The sequence below is a fragment of the Kitasatospora sp. NBC_00240 genome (assembly GCF_026342405.1).
Classification (GTDB): Bacteria; Actinomycetota; Actinomycetes; order Streptomycetales; family Streptomycetaceae; genus Kitasatospora.
Genome location: NZ_JAPEMU010000001.1, coordinates 2580947 through 2604572 on the forward strand (window position 1 = coordinate 2580947; position 23626 = coordinate 2604572).

14 protein-coding genes are annotated in these 23626 nt (G+C 77.1%); 5 read left to right on the forward strand and 9 right to left on the reverse strand.

Features of this window, described 5'->3' with window-relative positions:
• Positions 1–66: 66 nt before the first annotated feature.
• Entirely contained in the window at positions 67–1656 is a 1590-nt protein-coding gene (locus tag OG689_RS11190) for a lipase maturation factor family protein (RefSeq protein ID WP_266319804.1), read from the reverse strand.
• Between the two features lie 292 nt (positions 1657–1948).
• Between OG689_RS11190 and OG689_RS11195 the strand changes: the two genes are divergently transcribed.
• A complete protein-coding gene (locus OG689_RS11195) occupies positions 1949–3019 on the forward strand; it encodes an inositol-3-phosphate synthase (RefSeq protein WP_266319806.1) in 1071 nt (356 codons plus the stop codon).
• Positions 3020–3110: 91 nt separating this feature from the next.
• Here OG689_RS11195 and OG689_RS11200 read toward each other — a convergent pair whose 3' ends face one another.
• On the reverse strand, positions 3111–3524 hold the full coding sequence (locus OG689_RS11200; protein ID WP_266319807.1) for a helix-turn-helix domain-containing protein: 414 nt from the start codon (positions 3522–3524) through the stop codon (positions 3111–3113).
• A gap of 101 nt (positions 3525–3625) precedes the next feature.
• Between OG689_RS11200 and OG689_RS11205 the strand changes: the two genes are divergently transcribed.
• Entirely contained in the window at positions 3626–4597 is a 972-nt protein-coding gene (locus tag OG689_RS11205; RefSeq protein WP_266319808.1) for an NADP-dependent oxidoreductase, read from the forward strand.
• A gap of 198 nt (positions 4598–4795) precedes the next feature.
• Here OG689_RS11205 and OG689_RS11210 read toward each other — a convergent pair whose 3' ends face one another.
• The 6 genes from OG689_RS11210 to OG689_RS11235 all read right to left on the reverse strand — a co-directional run bounded on the left by OG689_RS11210 (position 4796) and on the right by OG689_RS11235 (position 19077).
• Complete coding sequence (locus OG689_RS11210) at positions 4796–6946, reverse strand: hypothetical protein (RefSeq protein ID WP_266319810.1); 2151 nt, start codon at positions 6944–6946, stop codon at positions 4796–4798.
• On the reverse strand, positions 6943–10728 hold the full coding sequence (locus tag OG689_RS11215; RefSeq protein ID WP_266319812.1) for a DUF5682 family protein: 3786 nt from the start codon (positions 10726–10728) through the stop codon (positions 6943–6945). The genes OG689_RS11210 and OG689_RS11215 overlap by 4 nt, the downstream gene beginning before the upstream one ends.
• A gap of 5 nt (positions 10729–10733) precedes the next feature.
• A complete protein-coding gene (locus tag OG689_RS11220; protein ID WP_266319814.1) occupies positions 10734–11918 on the reverse strand; it encodes an AAA family ATPase in 1185 nt (394 codons plus the stop codon).
• The gene (locus OG689_RS11225) at positions 11915–16990 is read right to left on the reverse strand and encodes a hypothetical protein (RefSeq protein WP_266319816.1); all 5076 of its coding nucleotides are present in this window, start codon (positions 16988–16990) and stop codon (positions 11915–11917) included. The genes OG689_RS11220 and OG689_RS11225 overlap by 4 nt, the downstream gene beginning before the upstream one ends.
• Complete coding sequence (locus OG689_RS11230) at positions 16987–17847, reverse strand: DUF4132 domain-containing protein (protein ID WP_266319818.1); 861 nt, start codon at positions 17845–17847, stop codon at positions 16987–16989. Before OG689_RS11230 ends, OG689_RS11225 begins: the two co-directional genes overlap by 4 nt.
• Positions 17848–17955: 108 nt before the next feature.
• Positions 17956–19077: a PQQ-dependent sugar dehydrogenase gene (locus OG689_RS11235; protein ID WP_266319819.1), complete on the reverse strand. Its 1122-nt coding sequence runs from the start codon at positions 19075–19077 to the stop codon at positions 17956–17958.
• Between the two features lie 223 nt (positions 19078–19300).
• On the opposite strand from OG689_RS11235, the gene OG689_RS11240 reads away from it, so the two are divergent.
• The 3 genes from OG689_RS11240 (at position 19301) to OG689_RS11250 (ending at position 22286) form a co-directional block, all read left to right on the forward strand.
• Positions 19301–20539 (forward strand): MFS transporter, encoded by a 1239-nt coding sequence (locus OG689_RS11240; RefSeq protein WP_266319821.1) that lies wholly within the window; start codon positions 19301–19303, stop codon positions 20537–20539.
• 62 nt (positions 20540–20601) lie between these two features.
• Complete coding sequence (locus OG689_RS11245; RefSeq protein WP_266319822.1) at positions 20602–21306, forward strand: TetR/AcrR family transcriptional regulator; 705 nt, start codon at positions 20602–20604, stop codon at positions 21304–21306.
• 242 nt (positions 21307–21548) lie between these two features.
• Entirely contained in the window at positions 21549–22286 is a 738-nt protein-coding gene (locus tag OG689_RS11250; RefSeq protein WP_266319824.1) for a siderophore-interacting protein, read from the forward strand.
• 37 nt (positions 22287–22323) lie between these two features.
• Here the strand turns inward: OG689_RS11250 and OG689_RS11255 are convergent, their stop codons facing one another.
• Entirely contained in the window at positions 22324–23448 is a 1125-nt protein-coding gene (locus OG689_RS11255) for a CapA family protein (protein ID WP_266319825.1), read from the reverse strand.
• Positions 23449–23626: the final 178 nt, after the last annotated feature.

The window sequence follows — 23626 nt, forward strand, 5'->3', positions numbered from 1 at the left end:
GTGGCGCGAGAGACCCCTCTACCGGCCCCTTTGTCGTTTCCCCGGCCGGGCCGACGCGGGCCCCGGTCACCGGTCACCGCCCGCGGCCGGGTCCTGGTCCGGTGGTCGGGGCGCCGGGGGCGTCCGCCGCTCGCGACGGCGGTGGCCGGGCGGAGCGAGCGGTACGGTGCGCAGCGCGCGCCGGCGGGTGGCGGGGCGGGCGGGGGCGAGTCCGTGGCCGGCCCGGCGGAGGGTTTCCCGGTCGATTGGTTCGAGGTACTCGTGGAGGGCGGTCCGGTGCCACCAGGCTCCGGTGGCCCGTAGTTCGTGCCGGTCGGTGAACCGGTAGCGGTGCAGGACGGCCCGCACATGGGTGGGTGGCGCGGCGGGGAACGGGTTGACGCGCAGCAGCCGGAGGGTGTCCGGGTCGTTCTCGAGCAGTCTGGCCACGAACGGCAGGAACCAGGGCCGGGCGTACTCGGGTGAGATGCCGGCGAACCACATCAGCCAGTCCAGGCGCAGGTGGTAGGGCGCGAACTGGCGGGGCAGCCGCCGGACATCGCCCGGTTTGCCCCGGAACTGGTACTCCTTCCAGACGGTGTGCCGGGTGATCTCGGGGTCGTCGGTGCCCTCCACGGTCACCTCCTGGCGGATCCGGTTGACGCTGCCGAAGGCTCCGTAGGTGTTGACGAGGTGGATCCGGTTGAAGGACCGGTTCATCACCTGGCGGCGCGAGAGCAGGTTGCGGGCCGGCCAGTAGCTGAGCACGGCGACCACGACGGCCGTCGCGATCACCAGGCCCTCGAACCAGCCGGGCGCCGGGTCGTACGCAGGCGGTGCGGGCAGCGGGAGCAGGCCGTCGAGCCGGGTGGCGTCGAGGGCGGACAGCGCGAGGGCGATGGTCAGCCAGTTCAGCCAGGCGAAGTTCCCGGAGGCCACCAGCCAGAGCTGGGTGACGACGATGACGCCGGCCGCCAGGCTCGCGACCGGCTGCGGCAGGAAGAGGCAGAGCGGCACCAGCAGCTGGGTGACGTGGTTGGCGGCCACCTCCACCCGGTGCAGCGGGTCGGGCAGGTGGTGGAAGAACCAGCTCAGCGGGCCGGGCATCGGCTGGGTCTCGTGGTGGTAGCGCAGGCAGGTCAGGTCGCGCCAGCAACTGTCGCCCCGCAGTTTGATCAGCCCGGCGCCGAACTCGACCCGGAACACCAGCCAGCGCAGCAGCCAGAGCGTCAGCACCGGCGGCGCGACCTCGTCGTTGCCGAGGAAAGCCGTCAGGAAGCCCGCTTCCAGCAGCAGCGACTCCCAGCCGAAGGAGTACCAGGTCTGTCCGACGTTGACGATCGACAGGTAGCCGGCCCAGAGTGCCGCCCAGATCAGCGGCGAGGCCCAGAGCGGCACCAGGTCCGCCAGGCCGGCCAGCACGGCGGCGGAGAGCGCGCAGCCCGTCCAGGCGACGGCGGCGAACAGCCGGTCCGAGTAGTGCAGCTGGAACAGGCTCGGGGCCTGCCGGAACGGGACCCGGGCGAGGAAGCGCGGCACCGGCAGCATGCCGTGCTCGCCGATCAGGGCCCGGAACTGCCGGGCGGCGGCCAGGAAACCCAGCAGGTAGACGGCGGCCACCATCCGCTGGGCGAGCAGCCTGCCCAGCCAGTACTCGGGCGCCGCGAACCACTGCATGCCGGGCCGCTCCAGGGGACGGTGGTCTTCCTCCGGCCCATCCCTACCACCTGCCCGGACGGCTGCCGGGCGGACCGCCGGGTCCGGTCGCCGCCGTTCACCCGATCGGGCCGGGCCGGCGGCAGCGACCGGCGGTTGCGGCCGGCCGGCGGTTGCGGCCGGCCGGCGGTTGCAACAAGGGGCTGCGGCGACCGGAAGGCACTTCTTACGCGAACCTGACAGACGGCCGGGTAGCTTCCAATGATCTTGCCGGCGGCCGACCGGGCGGCCGGAGCGACGTACGGGGGCACCAGTGGGCACTGTGAACGTGGGCATCGTCGGGGTCGGGAACTGCGCCTCCTCGCTGGTGCAGGGGGTCGCGTTCTACGGCGCCGAGGGCGCGGACCCGGCCGGGCTGCCGAACCCGGTCTGCGCCGGGTACTCCGTCGCCGACGTGCGCTTCACCTCGGCCTTCGACGTCAACTCCGAAAAGATCGGCCGTGATCTCTCCGAGGCGATCTGGGCCGCGCCGAACAACGCGCGCCGCTTCGCCGACGTGCCTCCGCTCGGCGTGCCGGTCACCGAGGGGTTCCTGGGCGACGGCGTGGGGCACACCACGGCCGGCCGGATCGACGCCCGGGGCTCGGCGGGCGTCGAGGAGGTCGCGGAGCGGCTGCGCGCCACCGGGACGGCGGTGCTGGTCAACTTCCTGCCGGTGGGCAGCCCGCAGGCCACCGAGCTGTACGCGGAGGCGGCGCTGCTGGCCGGCTGCGCCTTCGTGAACTGCATGCCCTCGGCGGTGGCCCGCTCCCCGCGGTGGGCCGAGCGCTTCCGGGAGGCCGGCCTGCCCCTGGTCGGCGACGACCTGAAGAGCCAGTTCGGGTCGACCCTGGTGCACCACGCGCTGCTGGACACGCTGGCCCGCAACGGGGTGCTGCTGCGGAGCACCTACCAGCTCAACAACGGCGGCAACATGGACTTCCTCAACATGCAGGACCCGGAGCGGCTGCGCAGCAAGCAGGCCACCAAGGCGCAGGGCATGGCCGGCGGGGCGGAGGGCGGGGCGCTCCCGGCCGCCGCCGTGCACGTCGGGGCGGAGTACATCCCCTTCTTGGAGGACCGCAAGGTCGCCTTCATCCGGCTGGAGGGCTCGGCCTTCGGCGGCACGCCACTGGAGATCGAACTGCGGATGACCGTGGACGACTCGCCGAGCGCGGCCGGCAACGTGCTGGACGCCGTCCGGTACTCCCGGCTGGCGCTGGAGCACGGGATCTCGGGCGTGTTCGACCCGGTCTCCGCCCTGCTGATGAAGGCGGCGCCCCGGCCGATGACCGAGGACGCCGCGCTCGCCGAACTGCGCGGCCTGACCGTACGGTCGGCCTGACGGCGGGCGGGCGGCGGGCGGCGGGCGGCGGGCGGGCGGGCGGGCGGGCGGTCGGCGGGCGGCAGGCGGCGGGCGCAGGCCTGGCGTACGGTCAGCGGGTGACCGGGCGGGGCTCCTCCGCGGCCTGCTCGTCGTACTCCTCGCGGGCCGCGACCACCGACGACAGGTTCGCCTCGGCCCAGACGTTGATCTGGCCGATCAGGCCGCCGACGCTGCGGCCGAGGCCGGTCAGCTCGTACTCGACCCGAGGCGGGATGGTCGGGTAGACCGTGCGGGAGACCAGACCGTCGCGCTCCAGTCCGCGCAAGGTCTGGGTCAGGCTCTTCTGGGTGATGCCGTCCGCGCGCCGCAGCAGGACACCGAAGCGCCGCGGACCGTCGGCCAGCGCACCGAGGACCAGGAAGGTCCACTTGTTGGCGAGCAGCTGGAGTACCGAGCGTGACGCGCATTCGCGCAGGTAGACATCGGCAGTTCGCTGTCCGGCCAGTTCAGAGATGGTATCCATGAGGTACCTATATACCGTCAAGGTGCCTTCTTCACAAGGGATACCGACTCGACCAGGATGGTGCTCACCAGCCGGTCCCCATCTCTGGAAGAGGTCCTCCCATGTCGGTCAGCACGCACAACCTGCCCGCCGCCCCGCAGATGAACGCCATCGCCCAGCAGACCCTCGGCGGCCCCGAGGTGCTGGAGGCGGTCAGCACCGCACGCCCGGTGGCCGGCCCGGGCGAGATCCTGGTCAAGGTGCACGCGGCGGGCGTCAACCCGGTCGACCTGGCCGTCCGGGCCGGGTACTTCCCGCTGCTGGGCGAGCCACCCTTCTCGCTCGGCTGGGACGTCGCCGGCAGCGTCGAAGTCGTCGGGGAGGGCGTCACCGGCTTCGCCGCCGGTGACGAGGTGTTCGGGATGCCGCGCTTCCCCCAGGCCGGCAACGCCTACGCCGAGTACGTCGCCGCCCCCGCCGAACAGTTCGCGCACCGACCCGCGGCGCTGCCGGTGATCGAGGCCGGCGCGCTCTCGCTCTCCGGGCTGACCGCCTACCAGGCGCTGGTCCGGATCGCCGGACTCCGGCCGGGGCAGCGGGTGCTGATCCACGCGGCCTCCGGCGGCGTCGGCCACCTCGCCGTCCAGGTCGCCAAGGCGCGCGGCGCGTACGTCATCGGGACGGCCCGGGCGGAGAAGCACACCATCCTGAAGAAGCTGGGGGCGGACGAGCTGATCGACTACACCCTGGCCGACTTCGCCGACGCGGTCGACCCGGTGGACGTGGTGTTCGACCTGGTCGGCGGCGAGAACGCGCGGCGCTCGGTGGCGGTGCTGCGGCCGGGCGGGCTGATCGTCAGCGCCATCGACCACGACCCGGGGCTGACCCCGGAGGAGGCGCGGGAGCTGGGCGTGCGGTTCGAGCCGGTCGTCGTGCACCAGTCCGCGGAGGACCTGGCGGGTCTGCGCGACCTGGTCGAGGCCGGGGCGCTGCGGGTCCACGTGGGCCTGACCCTGCCGCTGGCCGAGGCCGGGCAGGCACACCGGATCAGCGCCGGACGGGCGGTCACGGGCAAGCTCGTCCTGATCCCGTGACGCACGGACGGGCGGGACGGGCGGGGTGCCGCCGGGCCGGCGGCGGGACGCGCGGGGCACGGGCGGGGGCGGCCTCGGGGCGCGGGGGGACAGCCGGGCGGCGGGCGGGCGGGCCCCGGTCAGGGGGCTGCCCGCCCGCGGCCCGGCCGGAGGGTGCCGGGGGCGGGGGTCGGGGCGGGGGCGCGGTGGGGGTCCCGCTCAGCAATCGTCCGGCCGCGACCAGGCCGCCGCGCACAGGGCGGTGGCCAGCTCCTCCCCGTAGCAGGAGGCCGCCAGCCAGGCGGCCGTGAACGCGCGGTGGTCGTCGCCGACGATCCGCCCGAAGACGTCCCGCGGCTGGTCGGTGGCGCTCTCCCGCAGGCCGTCCAGCAGCAGGGCCGCCGTGGCCAGCCCGGCCGCGCGCAGGTGGCGCCCGTCCGCGGCGGCGGATTCCCGGGCGGCGCCCGGGCCGGCCAGCCCGAGGGCGCGGCGGCCGCCGGTGACGGCCTGCTCGACCCGGCGGGTCAACAGGTGCACGGGAGCCTCGACCGAGGCGGACCCGGTGCCGGCCGGACCGGGGACGACCTGGACGGGATCCGGGAGGGTGTCCCGAGCCGGGTCGGCGGCGGGCCCGGTGGAAAGGTCCGCCCCGGGCGGGAGGTCGGCGCGCTGCAGGCGCTCCAGGCCCAGGTTGACCCGGCCCGCGCGGTCGGCGGCGAGCGCGAGCGTCGCGCCCCCGCCCTCGGCCTCGACGCCGCCCTCGACCTCGGACCGGGCCTCCCCGCCGGGCTGGTGCTCCGGGGCCGCCGGGCCCACCGCGAGCAGCCGCAGCTCCGGGCGGGCGGCCCGTTCCAGTCGCCCGATCACCCGCAGCCGCAGGCCCGGGTGGCCGGCCAGCAGGGCGAGGTTGGCGCGATGGGCGAGGCCGGGGTGGTCGTGCGCCGGACGCAGGGCCACCGTCAGCCCCTGGCAGCGGGCCAGCACCTGGGGGGCGGCCGCGTCCCCATGGGTGGTGGTGCCGGCCAGCGTGACGTCCAGGAAGAGCAGATCGCCGCCGGCCGGCCGGCTGTCGTAGGGCAGGGCGGCCCAGGCCAGCGCGCGGGCGATCTGCCCGTCGACCGGCTCGGCCCAGAGCCGGGCGAGCGGCTCGGCCGTCCAGGCCGCCCCGGCGGCCCGGACCGCGCGGACCTTCGCCCCGGCCCCGAGCCGGCCCGAGGCCGAGCGGGTGGCGCCCTGCACGGAGAGGCCGGCCCGGGTGAACTCGCGGTGGCTGAGCATGGTGTCACCCAGCCGTACGGCGCGGCCGCCGGCGGCCAGGGCCTGGGGAGCGGCGGTGGCCGCGTCCGGGTGCGGGGTGATCTCCGCGACGGTGCTGAGCCGCCCGGACGCGTCCACCGCCCAGCTGAGCACACCCGCGTGGGTGGCCGTCAGCACGGGTTCGGCGAACAGACCGTACAGGCGCAGGCCGCCGGCCTCCTGGTACGCCTGGCGGGCCGTGCCGCGCAGCCCGGCCAGGACGGCGGGGGCGAGATCGGCGGCGGTCGGGGCGCTGAGGGTGGTGGCCAGGTCCAGCAGTTCGCGCAGGGCCGCGGCCAGCTCCGCGAGCCGGTGGTCCGGTTCGCCCGTCCGGGCGGCGCGCAGCCGGGTCGCCACCGCGACGGCCGCGGCGGCGGGCCGGTGCAGGCCGCTCAGCCGGGCCTGGTGGGCGGCCCGCAGCAGCTCCGCCTGGAGCACCCCGCCCGCACCGCTCACCCCGGCGGCCAGCGCGGCCGCGGCGGAGGCGCGCAGCCGCTCGGCGGCGGTGGACTCGGCGGGGGTGAGGGGCGCGGCCGTGGGTACGACGGCCGACCGGTCAGCGGCAGGACGCTCGGTGGCCGGGGGCTCGGTGGCAGGGGACTCGGTGGCGGCCTCCGGGCCGCCGGCAGGTGTTTCGTCGGCCTCGGCCCCGGACTCCTCGGCCCCGGACTCCTCCGCCCCGGACTCCGGGGTGCCGGGCCGGGTGCCGGGCGCTCCGGCCGCCGAGGTCTCGGCCTCCTCCGCACCGGGGTCGGCGAGCGGGGCCGCCGTGACCGCCGCCGCGCGGTGCAGGCAGGCGGGGGCCAGCAGGCAGCCGCAGCGGACGTCCGCCGCCGTACGGATGATGCCGCCGGGGGCGTGCAGGACGAGGCGGACGTCCTCGTCGACGTCGATCCGCCAGTCGTCCCCCTCCCTGCTCACCGGACGGCCGGCGAGCTTCGCGGCCGCGCCGTCGAGGCGTTTCTGCAGCCGGGGTGACAGGGCGGCCACCACCTCGGCGACCACCTCCGGCCGGACCGACGGCAGGGCCGTCGCGTCCCGGCCCGCGGTGTTCTCGTCGGTGTTCGGACTCATCGGATCTTCTCCCCCACCCAACGGGCCAGTTCCAGCGGGCTGAGCGCCGCCACGGGCATGCCGGCGGCGACCAGTTGCCCGGCCACCGCCTTCGAGTACCGGGCGCGCCCGGCGTCGTCCAGCGCGGCGCAGCCCAGCAGGTGGCAGCCGGCGCCGACCAGGGCGCGGGTGCGCGCCAGCAGGCCGCCCAGGGGGTAGCCCTCCTCGAAGTCGCTGATCACCGCGACCAGCGTGCGCGAGGGCACGGTGACGAGGCTCTGCGCGTACCGCAGGCCCGCCGCGATGTGCGTGCCACCGCCGACCCGGACCTCCAGCAGCAGGCCGAGCGGGTCGTCCACCCGTTCGGTCAGGTCGACGATCTCGGTCGAGAAGGCCACGAAGTGGGTGCTCAGCGAGGGCACACCGGCCAGGATCGAAGCGGTCAGGGCGGCCCAGACGGTGGACGCCTCCATCGAGCCGGAGACGTCGACCACCAGGATCAGCCGCCAGTCGGAGGCCTTCCGGGCCTTGGTCCGGAACACCGGCCGGTCGGGGACGATCAGCGTGCCGCCGTCCGGCCCGGGGCGGGCGGTGGCGAGGTTGGCACGGATGGTGCGGTTCAGGTCGAGGCCGCCGCCGGGGCGGCTGCTCGGGCGCGGCACGCTGATCCCGGTCAGGGCGGGGCGCAGGGTGGTCGCCAGCTCGCGGGTCAGCTCCTCCACCAGTCGCCGGACCAGCGGGCGCAGGGCGGCGAGCCGGGCCTCGGGCAGGCCGCCGGCGTGGTCCAGGACGGTGCGCAGCAGGTCGACGGAGGGCCGGACCGCGTCGGGGTCGATGGCGGCCAGGGCGTCGGTGCGGCCGTGCTCGACGGCGGCGGCCAGCACCTCCTCGCGGATGCCGGGCCCGAACAGGGCGGCCAGGTCCTCGGACCACTCGCGCACCCCCGGGTAGGGGGCGTCCCGCCCGCCGCTCCGGCCCGGTGCGGCGTCCGGGCCGGAGCCTTCGCCCCGGCCGGTGCCGTAGAGCTCGTCGAGGGCGGTGGCGAGGCGGGCGGAGCGGCCACTCAGGCCCCGGCTGCCGGGGCGGCCGAGCAGCAGCCGCCAACGGTCGGCCGGCGCCAGGTCGGCGGAGCCGGGACGGGCGGTGGACGGGACGGGGGTGGTGACGGGGGCGGTGGCGGGGACGGTCAACGGCGGCGTGGCGTCCCCGGGTCCGGGCGGCGCGGCCGGGGCCGTGCTGCCCCCGTCCTCGCTCACGCCGGGACCGGCGGCGCCGGGAGCCGTCGTGGTGAACAGGCCCCGGGCCTGCAGGGCCCGGCGGGCCGCGAGGTCGGCTCTGGTCCAGGCGGCGAGCAGCGCCGGGTCGAGGGTGTCGGGCAGGGCGTCGACACGTTCGCCGAGGCGTTCCTCGACCAGGGCGAGCAGCCGGTCACGGGCCGCCGGGCTGAGGGTGTCGAAGCCGCCGCGCAGGGCGGGCAGCCGGTCCAGGAAGGCCGTGTCCGGGAGGGCGGTGACGCGCTCCAGCAGGGGGTCGAGGACACCGGGGGCGGTGTTGAGCAGCCCCTCGGCGGCGCTGAGCAGGCCGGTGAGCGCCCGGGCCAGGGTGCGCCGGGAGTCGGCGTCGGTGGCGCCGTCCACCCAGGAGGCCGCCCGGTCGCCGAAGGCGGCGGGCGTCCGCTGCCCGAGCAGGACCTGGACGGCCCCGGCGGCGCCCCTGATCAGCGGGGTGCCGTCGGTGGCCAGCCCGGCGATCGTGTGGGCGAGCCGGACACCGCCGGACTCGTCGGCCCGGCGGGCCAGTTCGAGCAGGGCCCGGGCGTCGGCCGGGTCGTCGGAGCCGCCCAGGCCCTCCAGCTGCCGGACGGCGGCGACGGTCAGCAGTTCGGCCACCTCGGCGACGGCCCGGGTGCGCTCGTCGGCCGGCTCCAGCCCGGCGATGTGCCCGGCGGCCAGCCGGTCCAGCAGGGCGAGCGCCTCCAGGAGTTCGGGCAGGGTGCCGGTGGCGGGGAGCAGTTCGGCGAGCTGGGCGAGCCGGCTGTCGGCCAGTGCGGGCAGCCCGCAGGCGGCCGCGTCGGCGAGGCCCTGGACGGCCTGCCGGGCGGTCGTCCCGTCGCCCTCGGCCTCCCGGCGGAGCCGCTCGCGCAGGGCGCCCTCGGCGGCCTGGGCCGGGGTGACGCCCCGCATCCCGGCGACGGTCAGCATCGCGGCGACGGCCGGGGTCCAGTGGACCCGCCAGCGGGTGCCGAGTGCCTCCGTCCCGCCGGCCCCGGCGGTCGCGACGCTCTCGGCGTACGGGACGCCGCAGGCCTCCAGCCGGCGCAGCAGCAGTTCGCGGCGGCGGTCGAGGGCGGAGCGCAGCGGGTCGAGCCGCAGTTCGCGCGGGCCCGTCCCGTCGCTCGGCCGGGCGACGGCGGCTCTCGGGGAGGTGGCCCGGGCCCCGGCGGGGGCGTCCGCGCTGTCGGCCGGCCCGGGCAGGCCGAGTTCGGCGAGCAGGGCCTCGACGGCGGGGGCCAGGCCGCTGCGCGGCGCGCCCGGGGTGGGGCGGCCGGTGCGGGTGCCGACCAGGACCCGCTCCAGGGCGGCGGCGACGGCGCGGCCCCGGCCCAGCGGTTCGCCCTGGGCCAGGACGGTCTGGACGGCCTCGACGAGTTCGCCCCGGCCGGGGCCGGGCAGGCCGCGCAGCCGGGCGAGGTCCCCGGCGAGGCGGACGATCTCCCGGCCGTCGGCGGGCCCGGCGGGGTGGTCCTGGCCGCGCAGCGCCTCGCAGATCCGGACGGCGGCCAGGGTGAGGGCGTCCGCCAGCCGGGCCGGGTCGCCGCCGGCGTCGAGCACGGCGTGCTGCCACTCGGGGTCGCGGATGCCGGCCGGGTAGCCGGACCGGGCGTCGAGCAGCGGGTAGGTGTACGGGATCAGCGAGACGACGTGCCCGGCGTCGGGGGACTCGGCGCGGCCGCTCTCCCCCGGCCCGGCCGGTCCGGTCGCGGCCGGTTCCGTCCCGGGCTGCTCCGTCCCGTCCGCAGGCTGGTACGCGTCGAGCAGCGCGGGCGCGTGGAAGGCGCCGATCACGGCCGCGACCCGGCGCCCGCCGGTGGCCGCCTCGGCGATCCGCTCCCGCATCCACGCCTCGCGCCGCAGGTCGTACGGGTCGACGCCGGGGCCAGGCGCCCGGCCGTCGCCCTCGGCGTCCCGGCGCAGGGCCCAGCCGACCAGCAGGGCGGCCCGGCGGACCGCCTCGGGGGTGGAGCCCGGCGCGGCGGTCTCCACCAGGCGGTCCCACAGGTCCTCGTCGGGACGGCCGGTGAGCCGGGCGCGCAGGGCGTCGGCCACCCCGGGGCCGCCGGCCGGCCGGCCCTGACGGCGGTGCTCCTCGCGGTGGCCGAGGGGCAGGTCGCAGGCGACGGCCTCGACCCCGTTGCGGGCGGCCCAGCGCAGGGCGGCCAGCTCCGGGGAGAAGTCGGCGAACGGGTAGAAGGCCGGCCCGGCGCCGTCCTCCCCGCCGGCCGCCGGGGCGGCGGCCAGCGCGACGGGGGCCCGCGTCCCCTCGTCGGCCAGCCAGGCCAGCCAGGGCTGGAACTCGCTCGGCAGCTCGACCAGCACGACGTCCGGCCGCGCCGCGTCCAGCAGGGCGGGCACCACGGCGGCGACCGACGGCGCGTGGTGCCGTACGCCGATCAGGTAGGGGCCGGGGCGGTCGACGCCGGAGGAGGCCAGCCGGGCCGCCTGGGTCTCGACGGTGTGCCGGGCGTCGCCCGCCGACCCGGCGGTGACCGGGCCGGCGGGGGTGCCGGTTGCTGCCGTGCTCATCGTGTTCAGTCCTCCAGGGCCGAGCGCAGGTCCCACAGGGTGCGCCAGGTGGCGGCGCCCTGCTCGGCCCGGCGGCGGACCGGGCCGTCCCAGTAGCCGAGCAACCGGGCGGCGTCGGCCGGGTCGTCCTTGCGGACCACGCCGATCAGCTGACCGGGCAGCCGGCCGAGCAGGTCGCCGGTGCCGGGCAGGTAGGCGGCCGAGACGCCGAGGGCGGTGGCCACCGAGACGGCCTCGGCGGTGCTCATCACCGTCGACGGCCGCTCGACGTCCCAGCCCTCGGTGGAGCGGCCGGTGCGCAGGTCGCGGAAGGCGGTGACCAGGGCCTCCAGCACCGTGTCGTCCACGGCGTAGGCGGCGCCGGCCCGGGCGACGGCGGCGGTGGAGCGCCGGCGGACCAGCTCGACCTCGGCGGCGAGGCTGCCGATCGGGCCGACCGTCTCGAAGTTGAACCGGCGCTTGAGGGCTGCGGACATCTCCGAGACGCCCTTGTCCCGCAGGTTGGCGGTGGCGATCAGGGTGAACCCGGCGGCGGCGTGCAGCTGGCCGTCCGGGGTGCCGGCCAGCTCGGGCACCGCGATCCGGCGCTCGGACAGCAGGGAGACCAGCGCATCCTGCACCTCGGGCAGGCAGCGGGTGACCTCCTCGACCCGGGCGACCGCGCCGGCCGTCATCGCGGTGAGCACGGGGGACGGCACCAGGGCGTCCCGGCTGGGGCCCTTGGCCAGCAGCAGGGCGTAGTTCCAGCCGTACTTGAGCTGGTCCTCGGTGGTGCCGGCGGTGCCCTGGACGGTCAGCGCGCTGGTGCCGCAGACGGCGGCGGCGAGCAGTTCGGAGAGCATCGACTTGGCGGTGCCGGGCTCGCCGACCAGCAGCAGGCCGCGCTCGCCGGCCAGCGTGACCACGCAGCGTTCGACCAGCGCGCGGTCGCCGACGAACTTCTGCTCGATCACCAGTCCGCGCCGACCGGCCTTCAGCTTCTCGCCGTCGCTGCCCAGCACGAAGGTGACGACCGCGCGCGGGGTGAGCCGCCAGCCGGGCGGGCGGGGGCCGCCGTCGTGGGCGGCGAGGAACTCCAGCTCGGCGGCGTACCTCTCCTCCGGCGGGATGACCTGGCGGTCGGCGGCGACGGCGGCGGGGGCGGGGGCGGTGCCCGTGCCGGGGTCGGTGTCGGTGACGGCGGTGCTCATCGGCGGCCCTTCTTGCGCTTGCTGGTGCGGAGTTCTTCGTATCCGGGGGTGTCCCCGTCGCGGACGCGCTGCCAGGCGCGGGCGAACAGCTCGGGGACGGGGTGGTGCGGCAGCACCGCGTGGCCGTGCGGCAGCTCGTAGAGGCCGGACTTCCAGGTCTCGACCGGCAGCCCGGGGGTGCGGGCCTCCTGCCAGCCGCCGGGCAGGAAGAGGCGGCGGCCGGCCCGGGCCCGCTGGGCCTCCAGCACCAGGTCGGTGGCGGCGAGTTCGGCGCGGGCCTTCTTCAGCCGGGCGGGCTTCCAGCCCGTCCAGCGGGCCACGTTGCGGTCGGTGGGGTCGGGCAGGGCCAGCAGCTGGAGGTAGAGCACGGCGGCGTCCTGCCTCAGGCCGAACGCCTCGGCCGCCTCGGTGACCAGCTCGGGCACGCTGAGCTGCGGGTCCTGGGCCCAGCCGGCCGCCGCGCCGGCGCCGTCCTCGACCAGCCGGCGCAGCTCCTCGCCCAGCACCGCCCGCAGGGCCGGGCCCTCGGTCTGGAACCAGTAGCCGACGGCGAGGCCGCCGATCAGGTCGAACACCGGGTCGTCCACGCCGCCGATCCCGGAGGGCCGGAGGTAGGCCGTCTCGACGGCCCGGCCCGGGGCCAGCACCAGGGCCTCCCCGCAGGCGACCAGCCCGTCGGCGCCGGCCCCGCCCTGCTCGGGGAGCCCGGCGTGGGCCCGCAGCACGGGGGCGAGCGGCTCGCCCTTGACGGTGTGCGTCAGGTCGTAGTCGAGCAGCAGGCCCGGGTCGGCGAGCCGGCTGCGCAGGGCGGCCAGGGCGAGCGGCAGGTGCGGGCGCAGCTCGTCGCCGTACGGCAGGTGGTAGGCGAGCCAGCGCAGCGCCTCGACCGCGCCGGAGATCTCGTTGCGGCCGGGGACGGCACTCGGGTCGTCGGCGGTGAGCTGCGTCTCGGTGCTGTTCTCGACGGTGCGCAGCCGCTGGCGGGTGGTGCGGGCGAGCCAGGCGGTCCGCCCGGGGTTGAGCATCGCCTCGACGGCCTGGATGGTGGTGCCGCTGACGGTGGACTGGGCGGCGGCGGGCAGGGTGACGAGGCGTCCGATCCGGCGCAGCCACTCCTGCGCTCCGGCGGCGGTGTCGGGGCCTTCGCTCCAGAGCCGGGCGGGGTCGGCGGGCAGCAGCGCCGTCCAGACCGCGTGCAGGTCGTCGCCGGCGACCGAGCGGAGCCAGCTGCGGGCGGCGGCCGCCTCGGTGGACCGGAGGCCGAACTGCTTGAGCAGGGCGGCGTCCAGGAAGCTGCCGTACCACTGGAAGAGGCCGGGCGGGGCGCTGAGCAGCAGGGTGGCGCGGCTGGCGCCGATGCCGGTGGCCTCGCCGAAGGCGGCGGCCGGGCCGGGCTGCCAGGGGTAGCCGCCGTGCTCGCGCAGCAGGGCGGTGAAGCGGGCCGTCCAGGCGGCGGGGAGCGGCTCCTCGAAGCGGCGCTCGTGGTGGATGCCGAACCGGTCGACCGGCCCGAACTCGCCGGCCGGGTCGTGGTCCAGGGCCAGCCAGTGCACCTGTTCGTCGGTCTGGCGGTAACAGGCGAGGACGACGACGGTGCGGTCGCCGTGGCGCAGCACCTGGCCGACCCGCTTGTGGTGCCCGTCCCGCTTGCGGGCCGGGTCGAGGGCCTCGCTGAGGGTGACCTCGCGCAGGGTGGCGCCCCGGTCGGCGAGGCCGCCGCTGTTGAGTTCGGTGATCAGCAGGGCGAGCGAGGCGCGGTGCTCCGGGGTGGCCGCCGGGCCGGCCGCCGCGAGGGCGAGCGGGCCGGTCCGGCCGAGCAGCTGGACCCAGCCGTAGAAGGAGCTGTCGCCGAGCAGCCGCAGCCGCTCGGGGTCGGTGGTCCAGGAGGGTGCCGGCTGCCCGGGGGCGGCCGGGGCGCCTGCGGCGAGCAGGGCCGCGACCGTCCGCAGGTTGCCCAGGGCGTGCCAGGTGCCGTCGCCCTTCCAGGAGTTGCCGAAGCCGCTGACGCCGGGCCGGACGGCCCCGAGGGCCTCGCGCAGTTCGTGGTCGCGGCCGTGCTCCGGGCGGTAGGCCTCGGCGGCAGGCCGGGCGCCGGGCTCGCGGCGGGCCTCGGCCTCGGGCTGCGGGACGAAGCGGGCGGCCCGCTCCAGGGTGTCGGTGGCGATCCGGGCGAGGCCGGCCACGCCGGCCGCCAGCAGCGGGTGGCCGATCTCGGGCAGGACGGCGGCGACCGCCGTCAGCGGCACCCGTGACCGGGCCTGCTTCTCGGTGGCGAGCGGGCGCCGTACGCCCTGCACGGTGAGCCAGCGCCGGTCCTTCTCGGCCACCGGTTCGAGGTTCACCGGCCAGGCCGCGTCGACGAGTTCGGCGGCCTGGGCGTCGGTGACCTGACGCAGGGCCTTGGAGGACCGCTCGTCGCGCGGGCGCAGCGCGTGCCAGTGGTCGGCCGGCGGGACGAGCGCGGTGCCGGCCGCGGCCAGGCCGCCGGGCTTGCCGGGCTTGAGTTCGGTGGTCCGGTCGGCGCGGGTCGCACCGCCGTCGGGGAGGCTGAGCGAGAGGCCGTCGGACTCCTCGACGAGCAGTGCCTCGGCCTCGGCGGGCAGGTGCAGCAGGCCGACCGGGGGGCGGGTGAGGCGGGTGCCCCGGCTCGGCAGCACGGCGGCGCGACCGTCCGGGCCGGTGACGGTGAGCCGCTCGGCGGTGGTGCGGATCCAGCTGCCGAGGACGGTGCCGTCGGTGCCGAGCGGGGTGTCCTCCAGGCCGGGCTGCAGCGGGAGCAGCCGGGAGTGCGCCGGGTGCAGTTCGCCGGCCGACTCGGTGGCGGCGAACAGCGGCGGCAGCGAGTCGCGGCCGGCGGCGCCGGTGGCCGGGTCGTGCTCGGTCAGGACGGTCCGGCCGGCGACCCACCGGGCGGTCCAGTACCCGGTGCCGTCGCTGAGCAGCCGGTCCTCGGTGGGCAGGGTGGTGTCGCCGGCGTGCAGGGCGCGGCCGCCGCTCGCCCGGCCGCCGCCGGGCAGCGGGACGGAGGCGGGCGCGATGTCGTTGCCGCCGTGGTAGTAGCCGGAGATCCAGGTGCCTTCGAGGTGGAAGACCTCGGCGGGCCGGTTGGACCAGTAGGCGCGCTGCTTGCCCTCGTGGTACCAGACGACCAGCAACTCGCCGTCGGTGTAACGCAAGCGCGGACGCTGCCAGCGCTCCAGCTTGTCCGGGACACGCAGTTCGTGCTCCAGCAGGACACCCTGCGGGCCGACCACCACGGCCTTGTCGCCGCGGGCCAGGATCAGGTGCGGCCAGGCGTTGTCGATCAGCAGGCCGTCCAGGCCCGCCTTGCCCTTGCCGACGCCGGGGGTGGCGCTCTCCTCGACGCCGAGCAGCCGCAGGCCCTCGTCCAGGGCGGGCCAGCCGAGTTCGTCGGCGATGCCGGTCCGCAGGGCGCGGCCGAGCAGGGCGGCGACGTCGAGGCCGGCGATCCGCTCGGCGGCGGCCGGGTTGGCGGCCGTCAGGGCCTCCTGGTGCGGACGCAGGGCGAGCAGCAGGTCCTGGGCGCCGGTCAGGCCGCGGGCGGCGAGGAGTTCGTCGGCGCGGTCGTCGGCCCATTCGACGAAGAGTTCGCGCAGCACCGGCGCGCTCGCCACGGCGCGGCCGGCCTCGGTGTCGGTGCGTCCGGTCCAGACGCCGGGGGTGGCGGCCTTGAGGGCCGGGCGCAGCCGGGGGTCGGCGGCGACGGCGGCGAGGTCGCGGCGGCCGGGGCCGCCGGAGCTCACCCAGGCGCCCAGGTCGAAGTTCAGGTCCTCGGGCGGGTCGGCGAGGGGCACGCGCTCGGCGAGCAGCAGGTCCAGCAGGTTGAGTTCGGTGGTGCTGCGGCGGCGCCGGTCGGCCAGCAGGTCGACCGGGACGCCGTCGGCGCGCAGGCGCTCGGCCATCCGGCCGGCCAGGGCGACGGTGTCGGCGCAGGAGTCGCGGCTGCGCCAGCCGCGGCCGAGGTGGGCGGACCAGCGCCGGAGCCAGGCGGCGGCGGGCTCGGCGCCGGCCGGGCGGGGGCCGGTGAGCAGTTGTTCGGCGCCGCTCTCGGCGAGGACGGCGAGCCAGGCGCGGTCGCCGTCGCCCTTGTCGTCGGAGCCGGAGGGGTTGGGCAGGATCTCCAGCAGCCGGGCGCGGACGGCCTCGTCGTGCTTGGCGAGCTCGATCAGCGCGCCGTGCCAGGACTTCCAGAAGGCGCCGGGGGCGCGGTCGACGGCGGGTGAGGCGAGGAGTTCGGCGAGCAGGGCCCGCTCGTGCTCGGCGCGGTCGAGGCCGGCGGCCCTGATCAGCGCGCGGGCGTCCTCGGCGACGCCGGCGTAGGGGGCCATGCCGGCCGCGGAGCGTTCGGTGCAGAGCTGGCGGAAGCGCTGCCAGGCCGTGCCGGGGTCGAGCCGGCCGGCGAGCTCCTTGACGTACTGGCGCAGGGCCTTGACGGTGAGGGCGCCGGCCAGCGCGAACTCCAGGAAGACGGCGCGCAGGCGCTCCTCGTCGATCTCCAGGCCGTGGGTGCGCTCGGCCTCGCGGGCCTTGCCGAAGAAGGTGCCGGCGTAGGTCTGGTTGCCCTGTTCCAGGAAGATCCGGCCGACCTCCTCGCAGTAGGTCGGGAGGAACTGCGGCACCGCGCGGCCGAGCCGGACGGCGAGTGCCTCGAAGCCGTCCTTGGCGTTGCCGGGCTTGGACTTGGCCTGCCGGGCGAGCCGCTCCATCTCCTTGACCAGGGCGAGCGCGTGGTGGCCGTTGGCCGGGTCGTGGACGAGGGCCCAGGCGGGGAAGCCGAGCGCCTCCTGGCGGACCTCGCCGACCTCGACCGGGGCGGCCGCCGGGGCGAGGCCGAGGAAGTCGGCGGCGAGGTCCTCGGCGGGGCCGAGCATCGCGGGCACCAGGCGCACCACGCGCCGTTCGCCGAGGACGGGGTGGGCGTAGCTGCGGGCGGTGAGGACATCGGCGGCGCTGCCGGGCCGGCCGGCTCCCGCCAGGGTGCCCGCGGGCAGCACGGCCCCGGCTTCGAGCAGTCCCTCGTACCCGGTCGTCCCGCTGTGATCGGCGCTCATGCCGTCCCCTCCCCTTCGATCGTGCGCCCGGCGTACAGCCCGGCTGCCATCCGCATGCCCTCCGACCAGGCCACCGGCCCGACCTCGCCGACCGGCAGGATCTTGCCGTCGGCGCCCGTCCAGCTGAGCGAGCCGGTCTCGCAGGCGTCGTACTCGTAGTAGTCGCCGACCCAGAGCCGGGCCTCCAGCTGCCGGCCGGCCTCGACCACCGGGACGACGGCGCAGCCGCCGCGCACCCGGTAGCCCAGCCGCGCGCAGCAGCCGAGGAGTTCGCGCAGCTCCTTGTAGCGTCCGCCGGCGTAGGTGTCGACGGAGGTGGCGGTGAGGTCCTGGCCCGGCGGGCGGTGCCACACCTCGCGGTAGAGCTGCTGGACCTGCTGGTCGACGCCGAGTTCGACGGCGAACTCCCGCAGGTCGTCCAGGTCTTCGAGCAGGACGGGGTGCGGGATGCGGATCTCGGCGGCGGTCAGCCGGACGGTGTCGCCGTCCAGGTCGACCAGGCCGAGGCCGCGCTCGGGGTCGGCGCCGCGCAGGAACCCGGCAACCTCGCCGTCCGCGCCGGTCACCACCAGGTCGCGGAGCACCTCCTGCCAGGCCTCGTCGGCCCAGACCGCGGTGACGACGGCGGAGGGCACCGGCAGCGAGCGGACCATCCAGCGCTCCACGTCGGCCAGGCAGCCGGCCCGGTGCGCGGTGAGCCACTCGGTGAGCTGGCGCAGTCCGGTGACGACCGGATCGTCACCGAGCTTGGGAGGGACGGCTTTCAACAGGCGCCCGGCCGCGTTGCGGCAGATCACCTTCCCCTCGGCGTCCAGCGCGACTTCATAGCCGCCCGCCCCCGCTTGAACCCATGCCACGGCCGCGCTCCTCCCAGCTGCTGGTGTGTGATGGGAGGAACGTAGCGGGGCGCACTGACAACGGGTCGGGCGGGCCCCGGATCGCGCGGCCGGCGGCGGCGGGGCAGGTCAGGGGGCTTGCAGGCGCAGGCGCAGGACGCGGTCGTCGCCGGGCCGTACGTCGCCGCGCCCGTCGGTGTTGCTGGTGCTGAGCAGCAGGGTGCCGTCCTTGTCGGTGAGGACGGTGCGCAGCCGGCCGTAGGTGCCGTTGAGGAACTCCTGCGGTGGCGCGGCGGTGGTGGTGCCGGCCAGCGGGATGCGCCAGAGCCGGGCCCCGCGCAGGGCGGCCATCCAGATGGCGCCGTCGGCGTAGGCGATGCCGCTGGGGGAGGCCGCGTCGGTGTGCCAGGTGACGACCGGGTCGACGAAGCCCTCGCGGTTGCCGGTGCCCTCGACGACCGGCCAGCCGTAGTTGCCGCCGGGCCGGATCAGGTTGAGCTCGTCCCAGGTGTTCTGGCCGAACTCCGAGGCCCAGAGCCGGCCTTGCGGGTCCCAGGCGAGCCCTTGGACGTTGCGGTGGCCGTAGGAGTAGACGACCGACCCGGGGAACGGATTGCCGGGGGCGGGGGCGCCGTCGGGGGTCATCCGGAGGATCTTGCCGCCGAGCGAGCCGGTGTCCTGGGCGATCGCGCCGCCCTGGCCACTGTCGCCGGCCCCCGCGTACAGCATGCCGTCCGGGCCGAAGGCGATCCGGCCGCCGTCGTGGTAGGTGCCCTTGGGGATGCCGGTCAGGATCGCCTGCGGGGAGCCGAGTTGGGCGCCGGCCGGCCCGGCGGGGTCGTAGCGGAGGCGGACGATGCGGTTGTCGCTGCCGGTCGTGAGGTACGCGTAGACCAGGTGGTCGGTGGCGTAGGCCGGGGACAGGGCGAGGCCGAGCAGGCCGCCCTCGCCGCCGGCCGCCGCCCCGGGGACGGCCCCGAGGTCGGTCTTCGCGCCGCCGGCGGCGGCGATCCGGGCGATCCGGCCGGTGTCCCGGGAGCCGACCAGCAGGTCGCCGCCGGGGAGCAGCGCGATGCCCCAGGGGGTGTCGAGGTCCTGCGCGACGGTGGCTTGCACCTGGACGGCGTCGGTGGCACCGGGGTTGGTGACGGGGGCGGGGCTGAGCCCGGTGCAGGCCGTGGCAGCCGGCAGCAGCGCGGCGGCCAGCAGGGCGACGGCGCGGGCCGGTCGGATGCGGCGGCGGTGCGTCACGGGCGTTCCTCCCGGGGTGCGGCGGGGCTCCACCTCTCCAGCAGAGCACATCCGGGCGGCGGCGTCGGCCGGTAGGCGCGAGGCTGGACGGGGCGAGCGGGTGCGGTCCGGCCGGCGTCCGGCAGGGTGCCGGGCGGAGCGGCATACGGGTAGACGCAACGTTGCGTCCAGTGTTAGCTTCAGGCGCAACGCAACGTTGCGTCCAGCTTGAGGAGTCGCCCCGATGACCACCACCGACAGCCCGCCGGGAGCCCGCCCCGGCCTGCGTGACCGCATCGGCGGGCGGTTCCGCGCCGGCGCCGCGGCCCGGCCCGCCCTGGCCTACGCCTTCTGGGCCACCATGACCGGCACCACCGTGCCGACCCCGCTCTACCCGCTCTACCAGCGGGAATTCGGCTTCTCCCCGCTGATGGTCACGGTGATCTTCGCGGTCTACGCGCTGGGCGTGGTGGTCGGCCTGCTCGTCCTCGGCCGGCTCTCCGACGAGATCGGCCGCCGCCCGGTGATCGCCGTCGCCCTGCTGCTCGCCGCGGCCGCCGCCGGCCTCTTCCTGGCGGCCGACGGCCTGGCCTGGATCCTGGCCGCCCGGGTGCTGTCCGGGCTCTCCGCCGCGCTGATCACCGGCAGCGCCACCGCCGCCCTGCTCGACCTGGCGCCGCCGCAGGGCCGGGCACGGGCCCAGAGCGTCGCGATCGGCGCCAACATGGGCGGACTGGCCTGCGGCACCCTGATCTCCGGCGTGCTCGCCCAGTGGGCCGGCTCGCCGCTGCGGCTGCCCTGGACGGTCACCCTGATCCTGCTGGCCGCCGCGCTGCCCGCCCTCGTGCTGGTACCGGAGAGCGTGCGCGAGCGCACCCGCCCGACCCTGCGGCTGCAGGCCCTGCGGGTGCCGGCCGGGATCCGCGGCCCCTTCCTGCGGGCCGCGCTCACCGCCGGCTCCGGCTTCGCCGTGCTCGGCGTCCTCACCGCCGTCACCGGGCTCTTCCTGGGCGGCCTCCTGCACCTCACCAACCACGCGCTGACCGGGCTGGTCGTCTTCCTCGCCTTCACCTGCACCGCCCTCGGCCAGTTCGCCACCCGGGCGCTGCCACCGCCGCGGGCCCTGCCGGTGGCCTGCGCCGGCCTGGTGCTGGCCGCCGCGCTGATCGCCACCGCCCTGCTCGCCGAGTCCGCCGCACCCCTGGTGGCCGGCGCCGCCGTGAACGGCCTGGCCACCGGCATCGCGGTCGGCAACGGCCTGGGCGTGATCAACGGCGGCACCCCGCCCCAGCGCCGCGGCGAGGCGGTCTCCACCTTCTTCGCGAACCTGTACTCGATGCTCTCGGTGCCCGTCATCGGGGTCGGCGTGCTGATCCAGCTGGCCGGGCTGCGCACCGCCGGGGTGATCTTCAGCGGGCTGGTCGCCCTGCTCGCGGCCGGTGTCGCGGTGGGGCTCCCGCGCGCCGGGCGGACCGGCCGGTGAGCCGCCTGCGGGCGGGCGGCGGCCGGGCGCGCCAGGCGGACGGCCCGGTGCACCGTGAGAGGATGGGCGCCGATCACGGCCCCCGCCACCGGCGCGACGGCCTGCCCGCAGCCGCCCGGAAGGACTCCAGCGCCATCGCCGCCACCAGGCCGTCCGGCCCCGCCGCCGAGCCGCCCAGCAGCGGGCCGCGCCGCAACGAGGCCGCGCGCCTGGCCGTCCTGAACGCCACCGACGACCTGCTGGTGGAGCGCGGCTTCGAGGGCCTGACCATCGAGGGCATCGCCGCCCGGGCCGGCGTCGCCAAGCAGACCATCTACCGCTGGTGGAAGTCCAAGGTCGACATCCTGTACGACAACCTGGTGCTGGACGCCGGCGAGGCGCTGGCCTGGCCGGAGCCGGCCGAGGGCGCCGGGTACACCGTCGCCGAACTGCGCGGCTACCTGCACCGGTTCGCGGCCTTCCTGGCCGAGGCACCGGCCGGCCGGGTGCTGCAGGCCCTCGTCGGCCACGCCCAGCTCGACGCCCGGACGGCGGAGCTGCTGCACGACGGCTTCCTGCGCGAGCTGCGGGCCCGGGACACCGAGCGGGTCCGTACCTGCCTGGCGGAGCTGGACCCGCGGGCCGCCGTGGGCGACGAGGAAGCCGCCGCCCTGCTGGACGCCCTGCTCGCGCCGCTCTACTACCGCGCCCTGCTGGTCCGCGGCCCGGCCGACCCCGTCGAGCTGGACCAGCAGCTCGACCGGGCCCTGCGCGCCCGTACGGCCTGAGGCCCAGGGCCACCACCGGCCCCGCACCACCGCGCCGGTACGCACCTGGGCCCGTACGCGGGCAGGACCGCCCGTACCCGCAACTCCCCCGGCCCGTCACGGGCCGGTGCCCCCCTTCCCGTCCCCGGCCGCTTCCCGTCCCCGGCCGCGAGCCGGCGGCCCGGCGTGCCCGCGGGCCCACTCGCCGCAGCCGGCCCGCCCGGGCTCCGCCCGGCCACCCCCGACCCCAGCCAGGAGGCGCCATGCGTCTGCCCTTCTCCCGTCCCCGACCCGTCCACGACACGGTGGTGACGGCGGTGACCCCGCTGACCTCCGCCATGGTCCGGATCACGCTGACCGGGCCGACCCTGCCCGCGCTCGCCTTCGAACAGCCCACCCAGTGGGCCAAGCTCACCGTGGCCGACCCGGCGGGCGCCCCGGTGTCCAGGGCCTACACCGTCCGCCATCACCGGCCCGGGCCGGGCGAGGCGGACTTCGACGTCGTCCTGCACGGCCGGGGGCCCTTCGCCCGCTGGGCCGCCGCCGCGCGCCCCGGCGAGCCGGTACGGATCGCCGGGCCGCGCGGCCGGCTGCGCACGCCGGAGGGCGCCGGCCACCTGCTGCTCGTCGCGGACGAGAGCGCCCAGCCCGCCGCCCTCGCCCTGCTCGCCGCGCTGCCGCGCGGGTTCCCGGTGCTGGCCCTGCTGGAGACCGGCCTCCCGCAGGACACCCTGCCCTGCCGGACGGCCGCCGACGCCGCCGTGCACTGGCTGCCCCGGGCCGGCACCGGCCACCGCAAGGGCGAGCTGCTGCTGGAGTCCGTCCGGGACGCGGCCCTGCCGCCCGGCCGGGGCGCGGCCTGGGTGGCCGGCGAGGCCGGGGCGGTCACCGGGATCCGCCGGCACCTGCTCGGGGAGCGGGGCTTCGAGCGCGAAGGCGTCCGGGCCAAGGGCTACTGGAAGGCCGGCGAGGCCGACCACCGGGGCGGCGCGGAGCAGTGAGCGCTCCGCCCCGCAGCCGCGACGGCGGGGCCGGGACCTACGGCGCCGGGGCCGCCGGGGCCGCCGGGGCGGCGGCCAGACCGGTGCAGCCGCGCAGGCCGTCACGGCGCTTGAGGGCGGCGGTGGCGGCCACGCCGGTCTGCGGCTGCGGCACCCCGGCGTCGTCCACCAGCGCGGGGGTGAAGCTCTCGCCGGCGACCTTGCCGGCCGCGGTCAGGGTCAGCGTGGTGACCCCGGTCTCGTTGGAGAACGGGTAGTCGGAGGTGCCGTACCAGAGGAAGTTGCCGAAGCCGTAGCCGACGTAGGTGTTGCCGAGCATCCCGGAGCCCAGCATGGTGTGGGCGTGGGTGCCGACCACGGCGGTGGCCCCGGCGGTGGCGAGCTTCTTGGCGATCCCGGTCTGCGCGGTGGTCGGGCAGGCCTTGCCCTCGTCCCCCCAGTGCAGGTAGACGATCACCACGGGGGCCTGCTTCTTCGCCTGCTCGACGGCCTTCAGCAGCGCCGGGACGTCCAGTGCCGAGGCTATCCCGGGCTTGGTGGCACCGGCCCGCCACTTCTGGTTGGTGAGGTCCTCGACCTGACTGGCGGCCACCACGGCCACCTTCACCCCGCGGACGGTCGTCAGGTACGGGGCGTAGGCCTCCTTGGCGTTGCGGCCGAGGCCCACCACCGGGATCGGCGAGCCGTCCTTGGCGGCCAGGGTGTCGGTCAGGCCGTCGGCGCCGAAGTCCACCGCGTGGTTGTTGGCCAGCGAGACGACGTCGACGCCGGAGTCCTTCAGCGCGTCCAGGGCCTTCGGCGAGGTGCGGAAGGTGTAGAGCTTGGGCTCGGGCGTGCCGCGCCCGGTGATCGCGGTCTCCAGGTTGAGCACGGCGAGGTCCGCGTCGGAGAGGGTCTGCGAGATCTGGCCGAGCGCGTGCTCGGGCGCCGCGACGGCCAGGCGGCTCTCGGTCCGGCCCTCGAAGTGGACGTCACCGGCGAAGGCCACCGTGATCACGCCCTCCGGCCGGGGTGCGGCCGACGGGGAGGCGGTGGTGGCCGGGGCGCTGGTGGGGGCCGGCTTCGCGTCCGCGGCACGGTCGCGGGGCGGGTCGTCGGGTCCGCAGGCGGCCACCGGGGCGAGGGCGAGCAGCAGTGCGAGCACGGGCGCGACGCGGCGCATGGAGTCCCCCCGGGGGTTGGCAAGAGCGCGGACAGACTACGCCACCCGGCCTTGTGCCCTTCACTCCGCCTCCACATGAACCGGCACGTCGCCGGGCGCCCACGGCGCCGGCGCGGCGCCCGGCGGCCCCGGCGCGCCCCACCCGGGAGCGGCCCGGGGCCGGACGCGGCGGTGCGCG

Bases quoted from the DNA above. Each gene is read 5' to 3' on its own strand.
- OG689_RS11240 (WP_266319821.1), top strand. From the start codon at position 19,301: ATGACCACCACCGACAGCCCGCCGGGAGCCCGCCCCGGCCTGCGTGAC.
- OG689_RS11245 (WP_266319822.1), top strand. From the start codon at position 20,602: ATGGGCGCCGATCACGGCCCCCGCCACCGGCGCGACGGCCTGCCCGCA.
- OG689_RS11255 (WP_266319825.1), bottom strand. From the start codon at position 23,448: ATGCGCCGCGTCGCGCCCGTGCTCGCACTGCTGCTCGCCCTCGCCCCG.
- OG689_RS11215 (WP_266319812.1), bottom strand. From the start codon at position 10,728: ATGAGCACGGCAGCAACCGGCACCCCCGCCGGCCCGGTCACCGCCGGG.
- OG689_RS11190 (WP_266319804.1), bottom strand. From the start codon at position 1,656: ATGCAGTGGTTCGCGGCGCCCGAGTACTGGCTGGGCAGGCTGCTCGCC.
- OG689_RS11225 (WP_266319816.1), bottom strand. From the start codon at position 16,990: ATGAGCGCCGATCACAGCGGGACGACCGGGTACGAGGGACTGCTCGAA.
- OG689_RS11220 (WP_266319814.1), bottom strand. From the start codon at position 11,918: ATGAGCACCGCCGTCACCGACACCGACCCCGGCACGGGCACCGCCCCC.
- OG689_RS11200 (WP_266319807.1), bottom strand. From the start codon at position 3,524: ATGGATACCATCTCTGAACTGGCCGGACAGCGAACTGCCGATGTCTAC.
- OG689_RS11205 (WP_266319808.1), top strand. From the start codon at position 3,626: ATGTCGGTCAGCACGCACAACCTGCCCGCCGCCCCGCAGATGAACGCC.
- OG689_RS11250 (WP_266319824.1), top strand. From the start codon at position 21,549: ATGCGTCTGCCCTTCTCCCGTCCCCGACCCGTCCACGACACGGTGGTG.
- OG689_RS11210 (WP_266319810.1), bottom strand. From the start codon at position 6,946: ATGAGTCCGAACACCGACGAGAACACCGCGGGCCGGGACGCGACGGCC.